The organism is Pantoea sp. JZ2 (assembly GCF_035191405.1).
In the GTDB taxonomy this organism is placed as follows: domain Bacteria; phylum Pseudomonadota; class Gammaproteobacteria; order Enterobacterales; family Enterobacteriaceae; genus Pantoea; species Pantoea stewartii.
In genome coordinates this window covers 4,449,198-4,465,488 of the sequence record NZ_CP045247.1, presented here as the reverse complement: position 1 = coordinate 4,465,488, position 16,291 = coordinate 4,449,198, and the positions used below count along the sequence as shown (strand labels likewise).

14 protein-coding genes and 1 riboswitch are annotated in these 16,291 nt (G+C 54.8%); of the genes, 9 read left to right on the top strand and 5 right to left on the bottom strand.

Annotated elements, in window-relative coordinates:
• Positions 1-12: 12 nt before the first annotated feature.
• Positions 13-1,659: a glucose-6-phosphate isomerase gene (pgi, locus tag GC087_RS21610; protein WP_033738948.1), complete on the bottom strand. Its 1,647-nt coding sequence runs from the start codon at positions 1,657-1,659 to the stop codon at positions 13-15.
• Positions 1,660-2,058: 399 nt separating this feature from the next.
• Positions 2,059-2,252, top strand: a riboswitch (Lysine riboswitch).
• Between the two features lie 110 nt (positions 2,253-2,362).
• Between pgi and lysC the strand changes: the two genes are divergently transcribed.
• Both lysC and panS read left to right on the top strand, forming a co-directional pair.
• Positions 2,363-3,715: a lysine-sensitive aspartokinase 3 gene (gene lysC / locus GC087_RS21605; protein WP_006121545.1), complete on the top strand. Its 1,353-nt coding sequence runs from the start codon at positions 2,363-2,365 to the stop codon at positions 3,713-3,715.
• Positions 3,716-3,830: 115 nt separating this feature from the next.
• Complete coding sequence (panS, locus tag GC087_RS21600) at positions 3,831-4,763, top strand: ketopantoate/pantoate/pantothenate transporter PanS (RefSeq protein WP_039339079.1); 933 nt, start codon at positions 3,831-3,833, stop codon at positions 4,761-4,763.
• 39 nt (positions 4,764-4,802) lie between these two features.
• On the opposite strand, the gene GC087_RS21595 is transcribed toward panS, so the two are convergent.
• Together GC087_RS21595 and GC087_RS21590 are read right to left on the bottom strand one after the other, a co-directional pair.
• Positions 4,803-6,428, bottom strand: a complete 1,626-nt coding sequence (locus GC087_RS21595) for a Na/Pi cotransporter family protein (RefSeq protein WP_006121547.1) — start codon at positions 6,426-6,428, stop codon at positions 4,803-4,805.
• Positions 6,429-6,808: 380 nt separating this feature from the next.
• Complete coding sequence (locus GC087_RS21590) at positions 6,809-7,621, bottom strand: alkaline phosphatase family protein (RefSeq protein WP_033739245.1); 813 nt, start codon at positions 7,619-7,621, stop codon at positions 6,809-6,811.
• A 574-nt stretch (positions 7,622-8,195) separates the two neighbouring features.
• Here GC087_RS21590 and psiE point away from each other — a divergent pair.
• The 3 genes from psiE to ubiA all read left to right on the top strand — a co-directional run bounded on the left by psiE (position 8,196) and on the right by ubiA (position 10,098).
• On the top strand, positions 8,196-8,606 hold the full coding sequence (psiE, locus tag GC087_RS21585) for a phosphate-starvation-inducible protein PsiE (protein WP_006121549.1): 411 nt from the start codon (positions 8,196-8,198) through the stop codon (positions 8,604-8,606).
• 83 nt (positions 8,607-8,689) lie between these two features.
• Entirely contained in the window at positions 8,690-9,202 is a 513-nt protein-coding gene (gene ubiC, locus GC087_RS21580; protein ID WP_006121550.1) for a chorismate lyase, read from the top strand.
• A 29-nt stretch (positions 9,203-9,231) separates the two neighbouring features.
• Positions 9,232-10,098: a 4-hydroxybenzoate octaprenyltransferase gene (ubiA, locus tag GC087_RS21575; protein WP_416383444.1), complete on the top strand. Its 867-nt coding sequence runs from the start codon at positions 9,232-9,234 to the stop codon at positions 10,096-10,098.
• 101 nt (positions 10,099-10,199) lie between these two features.
• Here ubiA and plsB read toward each other — a convergent pair whose 3' ends face one another.
• Positions 10,200-12,626: a glycerol-3-phosphate 1-O-acyltransferase PlsB gene (gene plsB, locus GC087_RS21570; protein WP_039339074.1), complete on the bottom strand. Its 2,427-nt coding sequence runs from the start codon at positions 12,624-12,626 to the stop codon at positions 10,200-10,202.
• A 128-nt stretch (positions 12,627-12,754) separates the two neighbouring features.
• Between plsB and GC087_RS21565 the strand changes: the two genes are divergently transcribed.
• The 4 genes from GC087_RS21565 (at position 12,755) to GC087_RS21550 (ending at position 15,660) form a co-directional block, all read left to right on the top strand.
• Positions 12,755-13,123 (top strand): diacylglycerol kinase, encoded by a 369-nt coding sequence (locus tag GC087_RS21565; RefSeq protein ID WP_006121553.1) that lies wholly within the window; start codon positions 12,755-12,757, stop codon positions 13,121-13,123.
• Between the two features lie 106 nt (positions 13,124-13,229).
• Positions 13,230-13,844 (top strand): transcriptional repressor LexA, encoded by a 615-nt coding sequence (lexA, locus tag GC087_RS21560; RefSeq protein WP_006121554.1) that lies wholly within the window; start codon positions 13,230-13,232, stop codon positions 13,842-13,844.
• Positions 13,845-13,953: 109 nt separating this feature from the next.
• Positions 13,954-15,276 (top strand): MATE family efflux transporter DinF, encoded by a 1,323-nt coding sequence (gene dinF / locus GC087_RS21555; protein ID WP_324029328.1) that lies wholly within the window; start codon positions 13,954-13,956, stop codon positions 15,274-15,276.
• A gap of 171 nt (positions 15,277-15,447) precedes the next feature.
• The gene (locus GC087_RS21550; RefSeq protein ID WP_006121556.1) at positions 15,448-15,660 is read left to right on the top strand and encodes a CsbD family protein; all 213 of its coding nucleotides are present in this window, start codon (positions 15,448-15,450) and stop codon (positions 15,658-15,660) included.
• 71 nt (positions 15,661-15,731) lie between these two features.
• Here GC087_RS21550 and zur read toward each other — a convergent pair whose 3' ends face one another.
• On the bottom strand, positions 15,732-16,253 hold the full coding sequence (gene zur, locus GC087_RS21545; RefSeq protein WP_058702332.1) for a zinc uptake transcriptional repressor Zur: 522 nt from the start codon (positions 16,251-16,253) through the stop codon (positions 15,732-15,734).
• Between the last annotated feature and the right edge of the window lie 38 nt (positions 16,254-16,291).

The window sequence follows — 16,291 nt, the reverse complement described above, 5'->3', positions numbered from 1 at the left end:
GTCACTATACGATTAGCGCCATTTCTTGTAGCAGTTAATTAAGGCGTTAGTCGAACTGTCATGACTGGTAATATTACTGTCATCTTCCAGCTCCGGCAGAATACGGTTAGCCAGCTGTTTGCCTAATTCCACGCCCCACTGGTCAAAGGTGAAGATATTCAGAATTGCCCCTTGGGTGAAGATCTTATGCTCGTAGAGCGCAATCAGCGCGCCCAGGCTGAATGGCGTGATTTCGCGCAACAGAATTGAGTTGGTCGGGCGGTTCCCTTCAAACACTTTAAACGGCACGATGTGCGCGACAGATTCCGCCGATTTACCCGCATCAGTAAATTCTTTCTGCACCACTTCGCGTGACTTACCAAATGCCAGCGCTTCGGTCTGAGCAAAGAAATTCGACAGCAGCTTAGGATGGTGATCGGCCAGGGCATTGTGGCTGATGGCAGGTGCAATAAAATCGCAAGGTACCAGTTTGGTGCCCTGGTGAATCAACTGATAGAACGCATGCTGGCCGTTGGTGCCGGGTTCACCCCAGATAATCGGGCCCGTCTGATAGGTCACCGGCTGGCCTGTGCGATCAACGTACTTCCCGTTCGACTCCATATTTCCCTGTTGGAAATAGGCTGCAAAACGGTGCATGTACTGATCGTAAGGCAGGATAGCTTCGGTTTCCGCGCCAAAGAAGTTGTTATACCAGATACCAATCAGCGCCAGCAGAACGGGGATATTCTTTTCGGCTGGCGTGGTAGAGAAGTGCTTATCCATGGCATGCGCGCCACTCAGCAACTGCTCAAAGTTCTCAAAACCAATCGACAGAATAATGGACAGGCCAATGGCCGACCACAGCGAATAGCGGCCGCCGACCCAGTCCCAGAACTCGAACATATTGTCGGTATCGATACCAAATTCGCCCACGGCTTTAGCATTGGTGGAGAGCGCAGCAAAGTGCTTCGCAACGTGTTGTTGATCGCCGGCCGTTTTCAGGAACCAGTCGCGTGCGCTGTGCGCATTGGTCATGGTTTCCTGGGTGGTAAAGGTTTTTGACGCCACCAGAAACAGCGTGGTTTCGGGGCTGAGGTCTTTCAGCGTTTCGGCGATGTGCGTACCGTCAACGTTGGACACAAAATGCATGTTCAGGTGGTTTTTGTACGGGCGCAGTGCCTCAGTCACCATAAACGGCCCCAGATCGGAACCGCCGATACCAATGTTCACCACATCGGTGATCGGTTTGCCGGTGTAACCTTTCCAGTCACCGCCAATAATGCGCTCGGAGAAGCTTTTCATTTTCGCCAGCACCGCGTTGACTTCAGGCATCACATCTTTGCCATCCACCTTGATTGGCGTATTGCTGCGGTTGCGCAGGGCGACGTGCAGGACGGCGCGATCCTCCGTCCGGTTAATTTTTTCGCCCGAGAACATGGACGCAATCGCGCCGCTTAAATCGGTTTCTTTTGCCAGGGCCAGCAGTTTATCGAGCGTCTCCTGCGTGATGCGGTTTTTCGAGAAATCTACCAGCATCTGGTCGTCAAAGGTGGCTGAGAATTTAGCAAAACGATCGGCATCCTGGGCAAACAGGTCGGCGATTTTCGCCGTTTTCATCTGTTCATAATGCTCTTGCAGCGCTTTCCAGGCTGCGGTTTGGGTCGGATTGATATTTTTCATGGCAACACTCTTGTTGATATTAAGAACCGTCATTCCATCGGGGTCGCATCGTACCCGGTTAGCATTTCAGTATGACCACAGTTGCAACTGAAAGGAAAAACTTTGTCAGTGCGATGGTGTCAGCGCACGAATACAGCCCGTTTCGCAGTGGATGATGCGGCAATCATTCGGACTGTTTCCATGGGCGAAAGGCTGAAAAGTATGGCGCAACGGCAGCCCACGAACATTGTGCCGCATCAGAATGTGACGACGTTGCTGAAGCCATTTAGCACTGTAGTCGCAGAGATTAGGCAAAATTTGTTATCCGGTGCGCTCTGCATGAAAAATTGTCCCGTGACGGTCATTGACAGCAGGGCCAGAAATCGCTAAATCTATGCGCGCTACTTGCGCACCTGTGCGCAAGCCAGAAGAGGCGCGTCGACCAGGCAGTGTGTTGGAGGAACCGTATCCAGAGATAACACATCAGGGGGAGCGACGCCGAGGTGGTCAACATCACGGTGTGTTGGCTGTCGGCTACAGGGGCTGAATCCCCTGGGTTGTCACCAGAAACGTCCACAGTCGGACGTTTCGCAAGGTGGAGCGCTTCTGGGTGACTCGTCTATTCGATTTTACCCGTTTCTGCTCTTTCCTTGTGCTTAGGCTGAATTACTGTTTCTCATCTCTTAACGGGTGAGGGCAACGTATCCTGACACGAGGTCATACAATGTCTCTGAATCTGAATGTAGCGAAATTTGGCGGTACCAGCGTTGCCGATTTCGATGCCATGAACCGTAGCGCCGATGTGGTGTTGCAGGACAGCAATACCCGGCTGGTGGTGCTTTCTGCCTCTGCAGGCATCACCAATCTGCTGGTCTCCCTTGCCGAAGGTCAGGAGACATCGCAACGCGCGGCGCAGCTCGATGATATCCGCCGCATTCAATATGCCATCATCGATCGCCTGAACAATCCAGACGTTATCCGCGATGAAATCGACCGCATTATCGACAATATCGGCATGCTGTCTGACGCCGCCGCTCTCGCCACCTCCAGCGCCTTAACCGACGAACTGGTCAGCCACGGCGAACTCATGTCGACTCTGCTGTTTGTCGAGATCCTGCGTGAGCGCGGGGTCAATGCGGAATGGTTTGACGTGCGTAAAGTCATGCGCACCAACGATCGCTTTGGCCGTGCGGAGCCTGATGTCGCCGTACTGGCCGAGCAGGTCAGTGTGCAGTTGCAGCCGCGCATTGCCGCCGCTCTGGTGGTCACGCAGGGCTTTATCGGCAGCGAAGAAAAAGGACGCACCACCACGCTGGGCCGCGGCGGCAGTGATTATACGGCCGCCCTGCTGGGTGAAGCATTAAACGCTGCGCGCGTGGATATCTGGACAGACGTACCGGGCATTTACACCACCGATCCGCGTGTAGTCCCGGCTGCTAAACGTATTGATGAAATCACTTTTGAAGAAGCGGCTGAAATGGCCACTTTTGGTGCCAAAGTTCTGCATCCTGCCACGCTGCTGCCCGCTGTCCGTAGCGACATTCCGGTGTTCGTCGGCTCCAGTAAAGATCCTGCAGCGGGCGGTACGCGCGTGTGCAATGAGACGGCGAATCCGCCGCTGTTCAGAGCGCTGGCGCTACGTCGCAAGCAAACCCTGGTCACGTTGCACAGCCTGAATATGTTGCATACGCCGGGCTTCCTGTCTGAAGTGTTCAATATCCTGGTGCGTCACAACGTGTCAGTGGATCTGATTACCACCTCGGAAGTCAGCGTCGCGTTGACGCTGGATACGACCGGCTCGACTTCAACCGGCGACCATCTGCTGAGCCAGGCGTTGTTAACCGAGCTCTCATCCCTGTGTCGGGTGGAAGTAGAGGAAAACCTGGCGCTGGTGGCCATAATCGGCAATGAACTGTCGAAAGCCTGTGGGGTAGGTAAAGAGGTGTTTGGCGTACTTGAGCCCTTTAACCTGCGCATGATTTGCTACGGAGCCAGCAGCTATAACCTCTGCTTCCTGGTGCCAGGTGACGATGCGGAAAGTGTGGTGCGTACGCTGCACCACAACTTGTTTGAATAAGCGCCGCTGACATCAAAAGAAAGCCGGACCCTGTCCGGCTTTTTACTGACCGGCTGTGATGCCGCCGGACATCATTCCACGCACGTCGCTGATTTTGCTAAAAGGATGTTTGTTGATGCTTGCCACCTTAACCCGTCTGTTCCCCCTGTGGGCCGTCCTGTTGTCTGTCGCGGCTTACTACTCGCCCACCACCTTTCTGGGTATTGGCCCGTGGGTCGCGTATCTGCTGATGCTGATTATGTTCGGTATGGGCGTCACGCTGAATATCAATGATTTCAAACGCGTCTTAACCCGTCCGGCACCGGTGCTTGCAGGTACATTCCTGCACTATCTGGTGATGCCCCTGGCGGCATGGGCGCTGGCAAAACTGTTTAACATGCCGCCCGATCTGGCTGCCGGGATGATTCTGGTGGGCAGCGTTGCCAGTGGAACCGCCTCGAACGTGATGATTTATCTGGCAAAAGGCGATGTGGCGCTCTCGGTGACCATCTCCTCGGTGTCCGCACTGGTCGGGGTATTTGCCACGCCGCTGCTGACCCGTTTTTATGTGGATACGCATATTCAGGTTGATGTTGCCGGTATGCTGCTGAGCATCATCAGGATCGTCGTGATCCCTATCGGGTTAGGGTTGATCATTCACCACACGTTTAACGGTCTGGTTCGTCGGGTAGAGCCTTATCTTCCCGCTTTTTCAATGGTGTGTATTCTGCTGATCATCAGTGCTGTGGTCGCCGGTAGCCAGAGCTTTATTGCCTCGGTTGGCGTGATGGTGATCGCCGCCGTCATGTTACATAACGCTATTGGTCTGCTCGGCGGTTACTGGGGCGGCAAGCTGTTTGGCTTTGATGAATCTACCTGCCGCACGCTGGCGCTGGAAGTGGGCATGCAGAATTCAGGGCTGGCGGCGACGCTGGGTAAACTGTATTTCTCGCCACTGGCTGCACTGCCGGGGGCGTTGTTTTCCGTCTGGCACAACCTTTCCGGTTCCCTGCTGGCGGGCTACTGGTCCGGTAAGCCCACAGATAAAAAGCCGTCATCCCGTCCCTGAGAGACACAGTGCGAAGGCCAAACGGCCTTCGCACTTTCTTTAGTCATAATCCCGCTCATCGTCAGGCTGCTCCAGAACCGTGTAAGCGACCGCGCAAAACAGCGAGTTCAGACGCTTCATATCGCCCAGCAAGCCCAGGTGCAGCGAACTGGTTTCAATGCTCTGAATGTTCTGCTGATGTAACCGATCAACATGCGAGTGTGAATAGCGGCGTATTTTCAGGCGAAAGCGGTGTTTGGCGCGGCGTAGCCGCTTAGCGCTGGTAACATCGTGAGATAAAAATACCGACAGGCTCAGCCGTAGATTCGCGATAAGCTGCTCATGCAAGGCTTCCAGCTCTTTCAGGCCCTCGGGCGAAAAGGTTCGCCGGGCAGCCAGAGATTTATCGGCGACGTCCCCGCTCATGCGCTCGATAATGTCACCGGCCTGCTCCAGATTCAGCGACATTTCTATGATTTGCCCCCAGCGGCGGGAATCCTCCTCTGATAAATCCTCTTTCGGCATGCGCGCCAGATAGAGTTTGATGGCGGTATACAGGACATCCACATCATCATCCAGCCGCCGTACCGTGCGTTCTGCCCGCGACTCGCCGCGCACCACCTGCAGAAACGTATCCAGCATCTGCTCCAGCACGTCGCCCATACGCAACGCTTCGCGCGCAGCATTCACCAGCGCCAGAGCGGGCGTATCCAGCGCGCTGCTGTCAAGGTGTCTGGGTTTTAGCGTGACGTCACTTTCGGCATCGTCCGCAATCAGTCGACGGCACAGGCGTGCCATCGCATCGGCAAAGGGCACCATGATAATGCAGCGAAACAGGTTGTAGAAAACGTGAAAGAAGATCACCAGCTCTTCGTCATTAACGGGCAGTTTATCCAGCCAGCCCGCTACGGTTTCAACAAAGGGCAGAATTATTACACAGCCCGTCAGCTTAAACAGAAAGCTGCCCATTGCAACGCGTTTCCCGGCCGCATTGGATCCGCTGCCGTTAATAACCGCCAGTAGGCCGCTGCCCAGGTTCGCGCCGATCACCAGGCACAGGGCCACCTTGAAGGCGATCACGCCTGTGGCGGTCAGTGTGGCGGTAATCAGCACAGCGGCGAGACTGGAGTAGCTGATAATGGCAAAGACCGCTCCGAGCAGAGCGTCCAGCATTACGTCACCGGTTAAACTGGAAAACAGAACCTGCACGCCAGCCGCCTGGGTAATCGGTCGGGCGGCTTCAACAATCAGCTGTAGCGCCAGCAGAATTAACCCCAGACCTATGCTGGTCCGGCCAAGCTGACCTGCCCGGCTTTGTTTGCGACTCAGGAAGAAAACCACGCCAAAAAAGATAAACAGCGGGGAAAGCCAGGAGAGATCGAATGTCAGGACGCGCGCCATAATGGCCGTACCGACGTCAGCGCCCAGTATCACTACCAGAGCGGGTGTCAGGCTGACAAGATTTTGAGCCACAAACGAGGTAACCAGCAGCGTGGTGGCATTACTGCTTTGCACCAGCATCGTTACGCCGATACCGGCAAGAAACGCCATCGGCTTCTTTTCCACGCTGCGACTGAGCACCCGGCGCAAATCGGCCCCGTAAACGCGCATAATGCCGGAGCGCGTAATGTGCGTGCCCCAGACCAGAAGCGCAACGGCAGACAGTAAGTTAAGCAGGGTTAACACGTAACGTTGCTCCTCAACCATCAGGCTTACGGCATGACAGATTGCCAGCCTGATGGAGAGCGCAATCTGCGAACATGGCTGCCGGACGTTGCGAACTTTTTTCCAGTGTTTTAAATGACCTGCGCAGCGTCGGCCCCTTTAAATGTAGACCACTCTGCGGATACCTCACGACAAATCCGGCTGGCCTCAGGCGGACCTTTCCCGCCGCGCGCGGCCGGTGCGCTTTTTTCTGTGGTCAGTGAAGGGCATGGCGACAAAGTCAGTACGGCAGGGGATCAGCGGAATAACGGCAACAGAAGGGCGGGTTGTGCCGTTTGCCCAACCCGCCAGACCCGGGGCGGCAGTTTACTGTATTCCTGCCGCCAGAAGCGGGAAGAGGGTCAGAGCGAAACCTGTGCCAGCAGATCGTGATGCACCGGCTTGTCATGAGGAACGCCGAGCAGTGTACACAGCGTGCCGCAGAGATCGGTTTGTTGCAATTCCAGCCCAGGCTTTAGCGAGAACCCGTCACCAAAAACAAACAGGGGAACGGTCGTTTCCTCCGGCAGCATGCCACCATGTGAGCGGTCGTCGTTCATGCCATGGTCGGCGGTCACCATCACCTGATAGCCTTCTGCCAGCCAGCCAGGCATCCATTGCGACAGGTAACCATCCGCCATGCGTGCCCGGTTACGATACTGGGGCGAGGACAGGCCATGTTGATGACCGGCATAATCGATATTCATCGGATGGATGAGGAGGAAGTCCGGGTTGTGCCGCAACCTCAGGCTCTCGGCATCTTCAAACAGGTGCGAATCGGGGTAACTGTCGTCAACGTAAAAGTGCCCGAACTGGACAGGCAGGGCCGGCGCTTCGGTATGACGATCGCGCGCGGGCTCGAAAGGGCTGCGGTTGTAAAGTTCACTGATCCAGTGATAAGCCGCTGCGGCGGTGGTCAGGCCCGCATCACGCGCATAGTGAAATACGCTCTGTTCGTGACTCAGGCGGTTTACCCCGTTGTGGATGATTCCACTTTGCACAGGCGCAACACCGGTCAGAATGCATTCATACAGCGGACGCGACAGAGAAGGCAGTGCACAGGTGAGATGATAATAATGCCCTTTACCTTGCGCACATTCTGCGTGCAGATAACCCATCGCATGATGGGCAACGTGATGGCTCAGGCCGTCCAGAATCACCAGAATTGTTTTCATGTTGTCCTCTCTTGCTGCGGCGTCTTCACGCCACAGGGGGCGTTTGTCTGCGTCTCTGACGTCGGGCTGTTTTAACGCCGCCAGCGCAACGCCGTCCGGCCGCATCTTAATAGTTGAGTAAGTGCACACTAACCTGACGTAATCCCGTAACCGTTAATGCGGAACAGATTAAGCCTGGCCGGGCCTGAACGCCGCTGTTGGCAGCGCGGAGGCCAACGCAACGTGCCGCCTCAGGACGCTTATCCATTGAGTCGGGTATGGAAGCGGGCGCTAACTGACTGCCGGGGTTGAAAAACCGAGCCAATGTAAATGTCGGATGTGAAAACCGTATGACAGGACGGCACGACGGAGTGGGTCTGCCAGCCGATATGATCGGTCTGTCCGGTTTGCTTTCATCAAAAGACAGGTTCGTACGGTCCCGGCGGTATAACCCAGGATGCCGGGGCTGGCATTCCATCGCGCAGTCTGGTGATTTGAAAGACGCTGTTAAGTAAGCCTGACGGCTATATTGTGATTTACGTCACACTAAAGCATGATAATGCCAGAAAACATCCCTTTATTTTCGAGGCGTGAAATGAGTGATAAAAACCCGATAGCACAAAAGATAGCGCGCCTGATGCAATGGGTGCTGAATGCAGGATTGCTGATTCTGGCGTTCATTTTAATGGTCTTCCTGGGCAAAGAGACGGTCCATTTAGCCAACGTCCTGTTCAGCACGGGCGAGCAGGCGTCCTCTTATCTGCTGATTGAAGGCATTGTGATTTACTTCCTTTACTTTGAGTTTATTGCCCTCATCGTGAAGTACTTCCAGTCGGGTTACCATTTCCCGTTACGCTACTTCGTCTATATCGGCATCACGGCTATCATCAGGCTGATTATCGTCGACCACAAAAATCCCTTTGATACGCTGTGCTACTCCGCTGCCATTCTGCTGCTGGTTATCACCCTGTGGCTGGCAAACAGTAACCGGCTTAAGCGCGAATAACCTCGCGTTTGCATGACGGACGGGTGTGCCGTGAATCGCTCTGCGCTAAACTACCTGCCTGAAAATTTTTGGGGGAAAGTGTCATGACGCAAGACCCGCTCCGTTTATTACGTTCACTCAACTGGCTGGCGCTGGACGGTGCTGCTCTGTCGCCATCACTTCGTGACTGGCTGATGGAGGAGGACTCTATGACCAGGCGCTTCGAACAGCATTGCCAGAAGGTCAGGGTGGAGCCCGTTCGTGAAGGGTTTATCCACGCTGACGAATTAGGTGACGAAGGTGCGCTGTTACCCGCTGATCAGCGCTTCTGGCTGCGTGAAGTGATCCTGTATGGCGACGAACAACCCTGGCTGGCGGGACGCACGCTGGTGCCTGAAAGCACCCTGAACGGTCCCGAAGCGATGTTGCAGCAGCTCGGAACGCGACCGCTGGGACGTTACCTGTTCTCCTCTTCAACCCTGACCCGCGATTTTATCGAGCCCGGTAACGTTGAATCGCTATGGGGACGTCGGTCGCGCCTGCGTTTATCGGGGAAGCCCCTGCTACTAACCGAATTATTTTTACCGGCGTCGCCGGTTTACCGTTACCAGGGTTAAGGATTTGACCTGTGCAAAACAGACAACAAATGACCAAATGGCAGGCTTACAGCCGCCTCATGCGAATTGATAAACCTATTGGCACACTGCTGCTGCTGTGGCCGACGTTGTGGGCGCTGTGGCTGGCTAACAGGGCGATGCCGCCGTTACCGGTACTGATCGTGTTTGTCGCGGGCGTATTTGTCATGCGTGCAGCTGGCTGTGTGATTAACGATTATGCTGACCGCAAAGTCGACGGCCATGTGGAACGCACAAAGCTCCGGCCACTGGCCAGCGGTGCTGTCACGGCGAAAGAGGCTAAAATTCTGTTTGTGGTACTGGGGCTGATCGCGTTTGGCCTGGTACTGAGCATGAACCTGATGACGATTATGCTTTCTGTTGTCGGACTGGCGCTTGCCTGGGTTTATCCTTTTATGAAGCGCTATACGCATTTGCCGCAGGTAGTCCTGGGCGCCGCATTTGGCTGGGCAATTCCCATGGCCTGGGCTGCGGTTAGTGAGTCCTTACCTCTGGTTTGCTGGCTGGTCTTTCTCGCCAACATTTGCTGGACGGTGGCCTACGATACGCAATATGCCATGGTGGATCGCGAGGACGACCTGAAGATTGGCGTGAAGTCCACAGCCATTCTGTTTGGCCAGTACGACAAATTGATTATCGGCCTGCTGCAACTGGCGACGCTGGGGCTGATGGCGCTGGTAGGGACACGGCTGCATCTGAATGGGGCGTTTTACTGGACGCTGTTACTGGCGGGCGGTTTATTTGTTTATCAGCAAAAACTGATCGCAAAGCGCGCGCGTCAGGCCTGTTTCCAGGCGTTTCTGAATAACAATTATGTAGGGCTGGTTCTGTTTCTCGGCGTGTTAATGAATACTCCGCCGTTCTCAAACCTGTTATAGGGCAGGCACCGAACGTAGCGCCAGTGCGATGCACAGTGTGAGGTTCAGTAAGCAATAAAAAAGGCGACCAGTCAGGTCGCCTTTTTTGTCATGCCAGCACGTTAGCTGTGTGCAACGGCGCTCTCGATGGTCATACGGACATCGCTGGTGACCAGTTCTGCCAGAATGTGCCAGGTCGCCAGCGTCTGCGCCACATCCGCATCGCCACTGTCGCTGATATAGCCTTCATCGCGCAGGGTCAGTACCAGTGTAGAGAACACCGCTTTATCGAAAAACTCAGGCGCATTGATGCCATGCAGTACGCTCAGGCGCTGGGCCAGCGTGCGGCTCTCTTTTTCCAGCGTGCCGCGGTTGATGGTGGGCTTGGCGCTGAGAATCGAGAAGGTGATGGCGTAACGTTGCAGCGTTTCACGTACACCGGCAGCCAGCAACTGCAGCGTACGGTAACGTGCCGTGTTGAACGACAGCAGACCTGCCTCAACGGTAATCAGTCCCTGGCGCGCCAGCTCCTGGCATAAGTCAGCCAGCAGCTGCGGCAGCTGGTCGTTGCCCCAGCGCAGGAACAGCTCGCTCTTCAGCATGGGGTAAATCAGGCTGACCTGGCGCAGCAGTTCGGCTTCGCTCAGGTTACGGTGCTGCTGGATGATGGCCGCAATCAGAGAGGGCATCACCAACATATGGTGGATGTTATTCCGGTAATAGGTCATCAGTACCGCCTGCTCGCGCGGCAGAATAATGATGTCGCCGATACTGTCCTTCTCACTCTCAAACTTGTTCATACTCAGCGCGTGATCCAGCAACGCTTCCGCAGACATGTCAGGCAAAGTGGCATCCGGCGAGTAGGGCACATTACGTAATAACTGGGTATAGCACTCCAGCTGCTCAATCAGCTGTTCACGGGTCAGTGAACGCTGGCGGGAAGCGAGCAGTGCCGTTACGCACAGGTTCATGGCGTTCGCGGCACCGGCTTCATTAATACGTACCATGATGGTGGCGGCGATATCATTGGCCGTTGGCGTTAACCAGCCCGGACGTTGCGCTTCAATGGGATCGATAGACTCACGCCATTCCGGTACGCGCTTGTTCAGATAGTTGATCAGCGGCAACGGCTCACCAAAGTTCACATAACCCTGGCCCAGGTTGCGCAGCTTACGCAGGCCGCGCACCATCTGCATAAAGCCTTCTTTCTCTTTTGCCGCACCGCGTAGCTCTTTAGCGTAGGTACCCACTTCCATTACATGTTCATAACCGATGTAAATGGGCACTAACGTGATAGGTCGCGTGCCGCCGCGCAGCATGGCCTGCAGCGTCATAGAGAGGGTGCCGGTTTTCGGATCCAGCAGTCGGCCGGTACGTGAGCGTCCACCTTCCACGAAATACTCGACGGAATAGCCGCGGGTAAAGAGCTCGCCAAGGTATTCACGGAACACGGTTGAATAGAGCTTGTTGCCTTTAAAGGTACGACGAATAAAGAAGGCACCCAGACGACGGAAAATCGGCCCGGCAGGCCAGAAGTTCAGGTTAATCCCTGCGGCAATATGCGGCGGAACCAGGCCCTGGTGATACAGCACATAAGACAGTAGCAGGTAGTCCATATGGCTGCGGTGGCAGGGCACATAAACAATTTCATGGCCGTCCTGCGCCAGCTGACGTACCCGCTCACCGCCGTTAACGTTGATCCCCTGATAGAGTCGGCTCCAGAGCCAACCCATCACGCGGTCGGTGATACGAATCGCTTCGTAGGAAAAGTTGGCCGCAATTTCTTCCATCATTTCAATGGCGTTTTGCTGCGCTTTCTCATGGGAGATTTTCTTGCTACGCGCCTCGTCTTCCACAGCTTTTTCAATCGCCTTCGACTGCAACAGGCGATTGAATAAATCCTGGCGAGCCGGCAGGCGCGGTCCCACCGCAGCCAGGCGCTGACGGGCAAAATGGATGCGCGCTACGCGAGCCAGCTTCTGCGCAATCGACTTGTCGGTACCGTGTTCGGTCGCCATACGACGCAGGGAGACCGTGGGCGAAAAACGCACAAAACTGTCGCGGCCATGCCAGAGAACGGCAAAGAATTTTTGAATGCCGTTAAGGAGCCGCAAATGAGGCGGATGATCGTCGCCCTGGACTTCCCGACCTGGCGCACGGCCAAACATGACTGAAACCGGTAACATCTGAACATCAAGTTCAGGATTGCTGCGGTGCAGATCAAGATACTCGTGGAAGATTTTGACCGATTCAAGGCTGGGCACGAAATAGGGGAACACACGCGGACCGTCATTGATAAAGACATGACGCGGCAACAGGGCGCCGTCTATCTCCAGCGGAATAAGCGGATCAGGCAGATCGTGCCGGATACACTGCGCGCGTAAAGTCAGGAGATCGGCCTTTGAATCATAAGGCAGGACATACATAATAGGCCGGGTAGGATCCAGCCCGTGTTCGGACACGGGATCAGCCGGAATGGCCTTACTCTTTACCAGAAATGAAAGGGGTAAGTTCAGCAATTTATAAAAAATTTTACGCCAACCTGACATAGACAACATGAAGCCTCTTGTTAGCAAAGCGGCGCAAGCATATCAGAACGCGCAGCAAAAATCTGTGACAGCGACAATTGTGCGCTGCCCGGTATTGACGTCAATCCTTTGAAAAGAGTTCCTTTATCATGACAAATAATGTCACCGGCATTACCCGGATTGTGAAAGCGGCTGGCTACTCATGGCAAGGTCTTCGCGCCGCCTGGCAGCATGAAGCTGCCTTCCGCCAGGAAGCCGTAATTTCACTGGCGGCAATTATCCTGGCCTGCTGGCTGGATGTCGATACTATTTCGCGCATCCTGATGATTGGCGCGGTCATGCTGGTGATGATTGTTGAAGTTCTGAACAGCGCCATCGAAGCGGTGGTGGACCGCACAGGGCAGGAACGTCACCCTCTTGCCGGCCGAGCCAAAGATATGGGATCGGCCGCTGTTTTGCTGGCAATAGTACTGGCCCTGTTCGTTTGGGGAACGCTACTTTGGTCGCATTTGCGATAAGCATTCCATCTCCCGTCAAATTACTGATTTTGGCCTGACTTTTGGTTTCCATTTCACCAATACCTGTATATACTCACAGCGACTGTATAAACAACCAGGGGGCGGGATGAAAGCATTAACCAGCAGGCAGCAACAGGTCTACGACTTGATTCGCGACCACATTAATCAAACGGGCATGCCGCCTACGCGTGCAGAAATTGCTGCGCAACTGGGCTTCCGCTCACCTAACGCGGCAGAAGAGCATCTGAAAGCGCTGTCGCGTAAAGGCGTGATTGAAATCGTCTCTGGTGCGTCCCGCGGTATCCGTTTGTTAATGGAAGAAGAACCTTCAGATGGCCTGCCACTCATTGGGCGCGTTGCGGCGGGTGAGCCGTTGCTGGCCCAGGAACATATCGAAACCCACTACAAAGTGGATCCAGACATGTTCAAGCCCTCTGCCGATTTCCTGCTGCGCGTTAGCGGCATGTCAATGAAAGACATTGGCATCATGGATGGTGATTTGCTGGCCGTGCATAAAACGCAGGAAGTGCGTAATGGTCAGGTGGTGGTAGCGCGCATTGATGACGAAGTCACCGTGAAGCGCTGGAAAAAACAGGGATCAGTGGTGCATCTGTTACCTGAAAATACGGATTTTGAGCCTATCATTGTCGATACACGTGCGCAGTCGCTGACGGTTGAAGGTCTGGCGGTTGGCATCGTACGTAACGGTGAGTGGTTATAAATCCTCTTAAGGTTGGCTCTTTACGTCAACCTTGACGTTACCCAGTCTGCCCCTGTTTTGCCGCTGTGGGTTCATTTGCAACACCAGCGGCGCATTGCACGGACGTTACATGCGCTTCCTGACAGCTACCGATAAAAAACTGTGGCGGCTGGCGCTGCCCATGATCCTGTCAAATATCACCGTTCCTCTGCTCGGCTTAGTCGATACAGCCGTTATTGGCCATCTCGACAGCCCGGTTTATCTGGGCGGCGTTGCGGTCGGGACGACCGTTACCAGTTTCATCTTCATGCTGCTGCTTTTTCTGCGTATGAGCACGACAGGCCTGACGGCTCAGGCGTTTGGCGCGGGCGATAAAACGGCGCTGGCGCGCGCATTGGCACAGCCCCTGATCATTGCCTTACTGGCCGGCAGCCTGTTTATTGCCCTGCGTCATCCTGTTACGGCATTAGCAACCCGCTTTATCGGCGGAGAGGCCGCCGTGCTTGAGCAGGCTGCGCTGTTTATCCATATTCGCTGGCTCAGTGCGCCCGCCATGCTGGCTAACCTGGTGATTCTGGGCTGGCTGCTGGGCGTACAGTATGCCAGAGCGCCGGTCATCCTGCTGGTGGTGGGCAACGTTATCAATATTCTGCTGGACCTCTGGCTGGTGCTGGGGCTGCACTGGGGCGTAGCCGGGGCTGCAGCCGCGACGGCTATCGCGGAATATGCGACGTTGCTGGTCGGGGCACTTATGGTCTGGCGCGTGCTGGCGCTGCGCGGCATCACGCTGCACAGTCTGGTCCATAGCTGGCGTGGCGATATCCACCGCCTGCTTCGCCTGAATCGCGATATCCTGCTGCGTACCTTACTGTTACAGCTTTGCTTTGCCTCTCTGACCGTGCTGGGAACGCGTATCGGACCTGATGTGGTGGCGGTAAATGCCATCCTGCTGATGTTCATGACGTTTACCGCCTATGCGCTGGATGGCTTTGCTTACGCCGTCGAAGCCTTTGCTGGTGAGGCACACGGCGCAAAGGACGGCAGCCGGTTGCAACTGGTATGGATTGCTGCCTGCCGTCAGGCACTGTCAGTCGCGCTGTTTTTCTCCCTGGTCTATGCTGTTTGTGGCTATCAGATCGTGGCTCTCCTGACATCGATTCCCGCACTTCAACAGGCGGCTGAGCGCTTTCTGCCGTGGCAGGTTGTCATGCCGCTGGTTGGCGTCTGGTGCTATCTGCTGGATGGCATGTTTATTGGTGCGACCCGCGGAAGAGAAATGCGCAACAGTATGGCGATTGCCGCACTGGGCTATTTCCTGACGCTGTTAACCGTGCCTTTTATCGGTAATCACGGTCTATGGCTGGCGATAGCCGTTTTTCTGGCGCTTCGCGGCCTGTCACTTTGGCTGGTCTGGCGCAGGCACTGGCGCAATGGCACCTGGTTTAGCGCCTGAGCAACTTGCCTGAAATATGACGCAGGCTACATAAAATTTTCATTTTTTCCGGCAAAACTGAAATTAGCTACTACAATTATCTTTGAATGGCGCTATTAAATAGCGCTTTATATCGTAATTTTTCCTGATGGCAAAATAAAACGAAATCGAAGGATGACGTGGAGGTCTGCAATGAATAAAGACGAAGCGAGTGGTAACTGGAAACAGTTCAAAGGAAAAATGAAAGAGAAATGGGGCAAGCTGACCGATGATGACATGCAAGTCATTGAAGGTAAACGCGATCAGCTGGTCGGCAAAATTCAGGAACGTTACGGCTACGCGAAAGACCAGGCAGAGAAAGAAGTAACGGACTGGGAAGGTCACAACAAGGATTACCGCTGGTAATCACGTTATTCAGGGATGCTCCTACCCGGGCCGGTACGCTCATGCCGGCCAGACCGCACAAGGATGTGCAATTAACTTCGTTTAGTGCGTTTCTTCCCGTCAGCCTGATGGTCATGATCACAATGTTCATGCTGTTCACAGGCTTCAACTTCCGCACAGTTTTCACATAACCCGTGCGCCTCTATCACGCTATGCCGTAGGACAAAGCTTGCCTCTTGCGCCAGCGATGCGATGATTTTTTCTGCGCCCTGCGCCTGCTTTTCCGTGACCACTGCACAGCGATCGCAGACCAGCATCACCGATGTATGGGCGGGTGCGTCGAAATGGTGACACATCACATAGCTGTTATTGGACTCGACGCGGTGGATAAAACCCTGCTCAAGAAGAAAATCCAGCGCACGGTAGACGGTAGGAGGCTTGGCCTGGGGCTCACTGACACGCAACTGATCAAGCAGGTCATAAGCACTGATCGATCCTGGCTGTCCGGCCATCAACCGCAGGACCTCTGCGCGCTGGGTCGTCAGGCGTACACCGCGCTGTAAACACAGTTTCTCAGCCTGGGTCATGATTTGCTCTGGCGTCATGGTTGACATGGAATTTCTCCGTTTGACAGGTGATGTTATCTTATCAC

What these genes read in the sequence shown, in the direction of transcription:
- pgi (WP_033738948.1), bottom strand. Translation starts at nt 1,659, where the DNA reads ATGAAAAATATCAATCCGACCCAAACCGCAGCCTGGAAAGCGCTGCAA.
- lysC (WP_006121545.1), top strand. Translation starts at nt 2,363, where the DNA reads ATGTCTCTGAATCTGAATGTAGCGAAATTTGGCGGTACCAGCGTTGCC.
- panS (WP_039339079.1), top strand. Translation starts at nt 3,831, where the DNA reads ATGCTTGCCACCTTAACCCGTCTGTTCCCCCTGTGGGCCGTCCTGTTG.
- GC087_RS21590 (WP_033739245.1), bottom strand. Translation starts at nt 7,621, where the DNA reads ATGAAAACAATTCTGGTGATTCTGGACGGCCTGAGCCATCACGTTGCC.
- psiE (WP_006121549.1), top strand. Translation starts at nt 8,196, where the DNA reads ATGAGTGATAAAAACCCGATAGCACAAAAGATAGCGCGCCTGATGCAA.
- ubiC (WP_006121550.1), top strand. Translation starts at nt 8,690, where the DNA reads ATGACGCAAGACCCGCTCCGTTTATTACGTTCACTCAACTGGCTGGCG.
- ubiA (WP_416383444.1), top strand. Translation starts at nt 9,232, where the DNA reads ATGACCAAATGGCAGGCTTACAGCCGCCTCATGCGAATTGATAAACCT.
- plsB (WP_039339074.1), bottom strand. Translation starts at nt 12,626, where the DNA reads ATGTCAGGTTGGCGTAAAATTTTTTATAAATTGCTGAACTTACCCCTT.
- GC087_RS21565 (WP_006121553.1), top strand. Translation starts at nt 12,755, where the DNA reads ATGACAAATAATGTCACCGGCATTACCCGGATTGTGAAAGCGGCTGGC.
- lexA (WP_006121554.1), top strand. Translation starts at nt 13,230, where the DNA reads ATGAAAGCATTAACCAGCAGGCAGCAACAGGTCTACGACTTGATTCGC.
- dinF (WP_324029328.1), top strand. Translation starts at nt 13,954, where the DNA reads ATGCGCTTCCTGACAGCTACCGATAAAAAACTGTGGCGGCTGGCGCTG.
- GC087_RS21550 (WP_006121556.1), top strand. Translation starts at nt 15,448, where the DNA reads ATGAATAAAGACGAAGCGAGTGGTAACTGGAAACAGTTCAAAGGAAAA.
- zur (WP_058702332.1), bottom strand. Translation starts at nt 16,253, where the DNA reads ATGTCAACCATGACGCCAGAGCAAATCATGACCCAGGCTGAGAAACTG.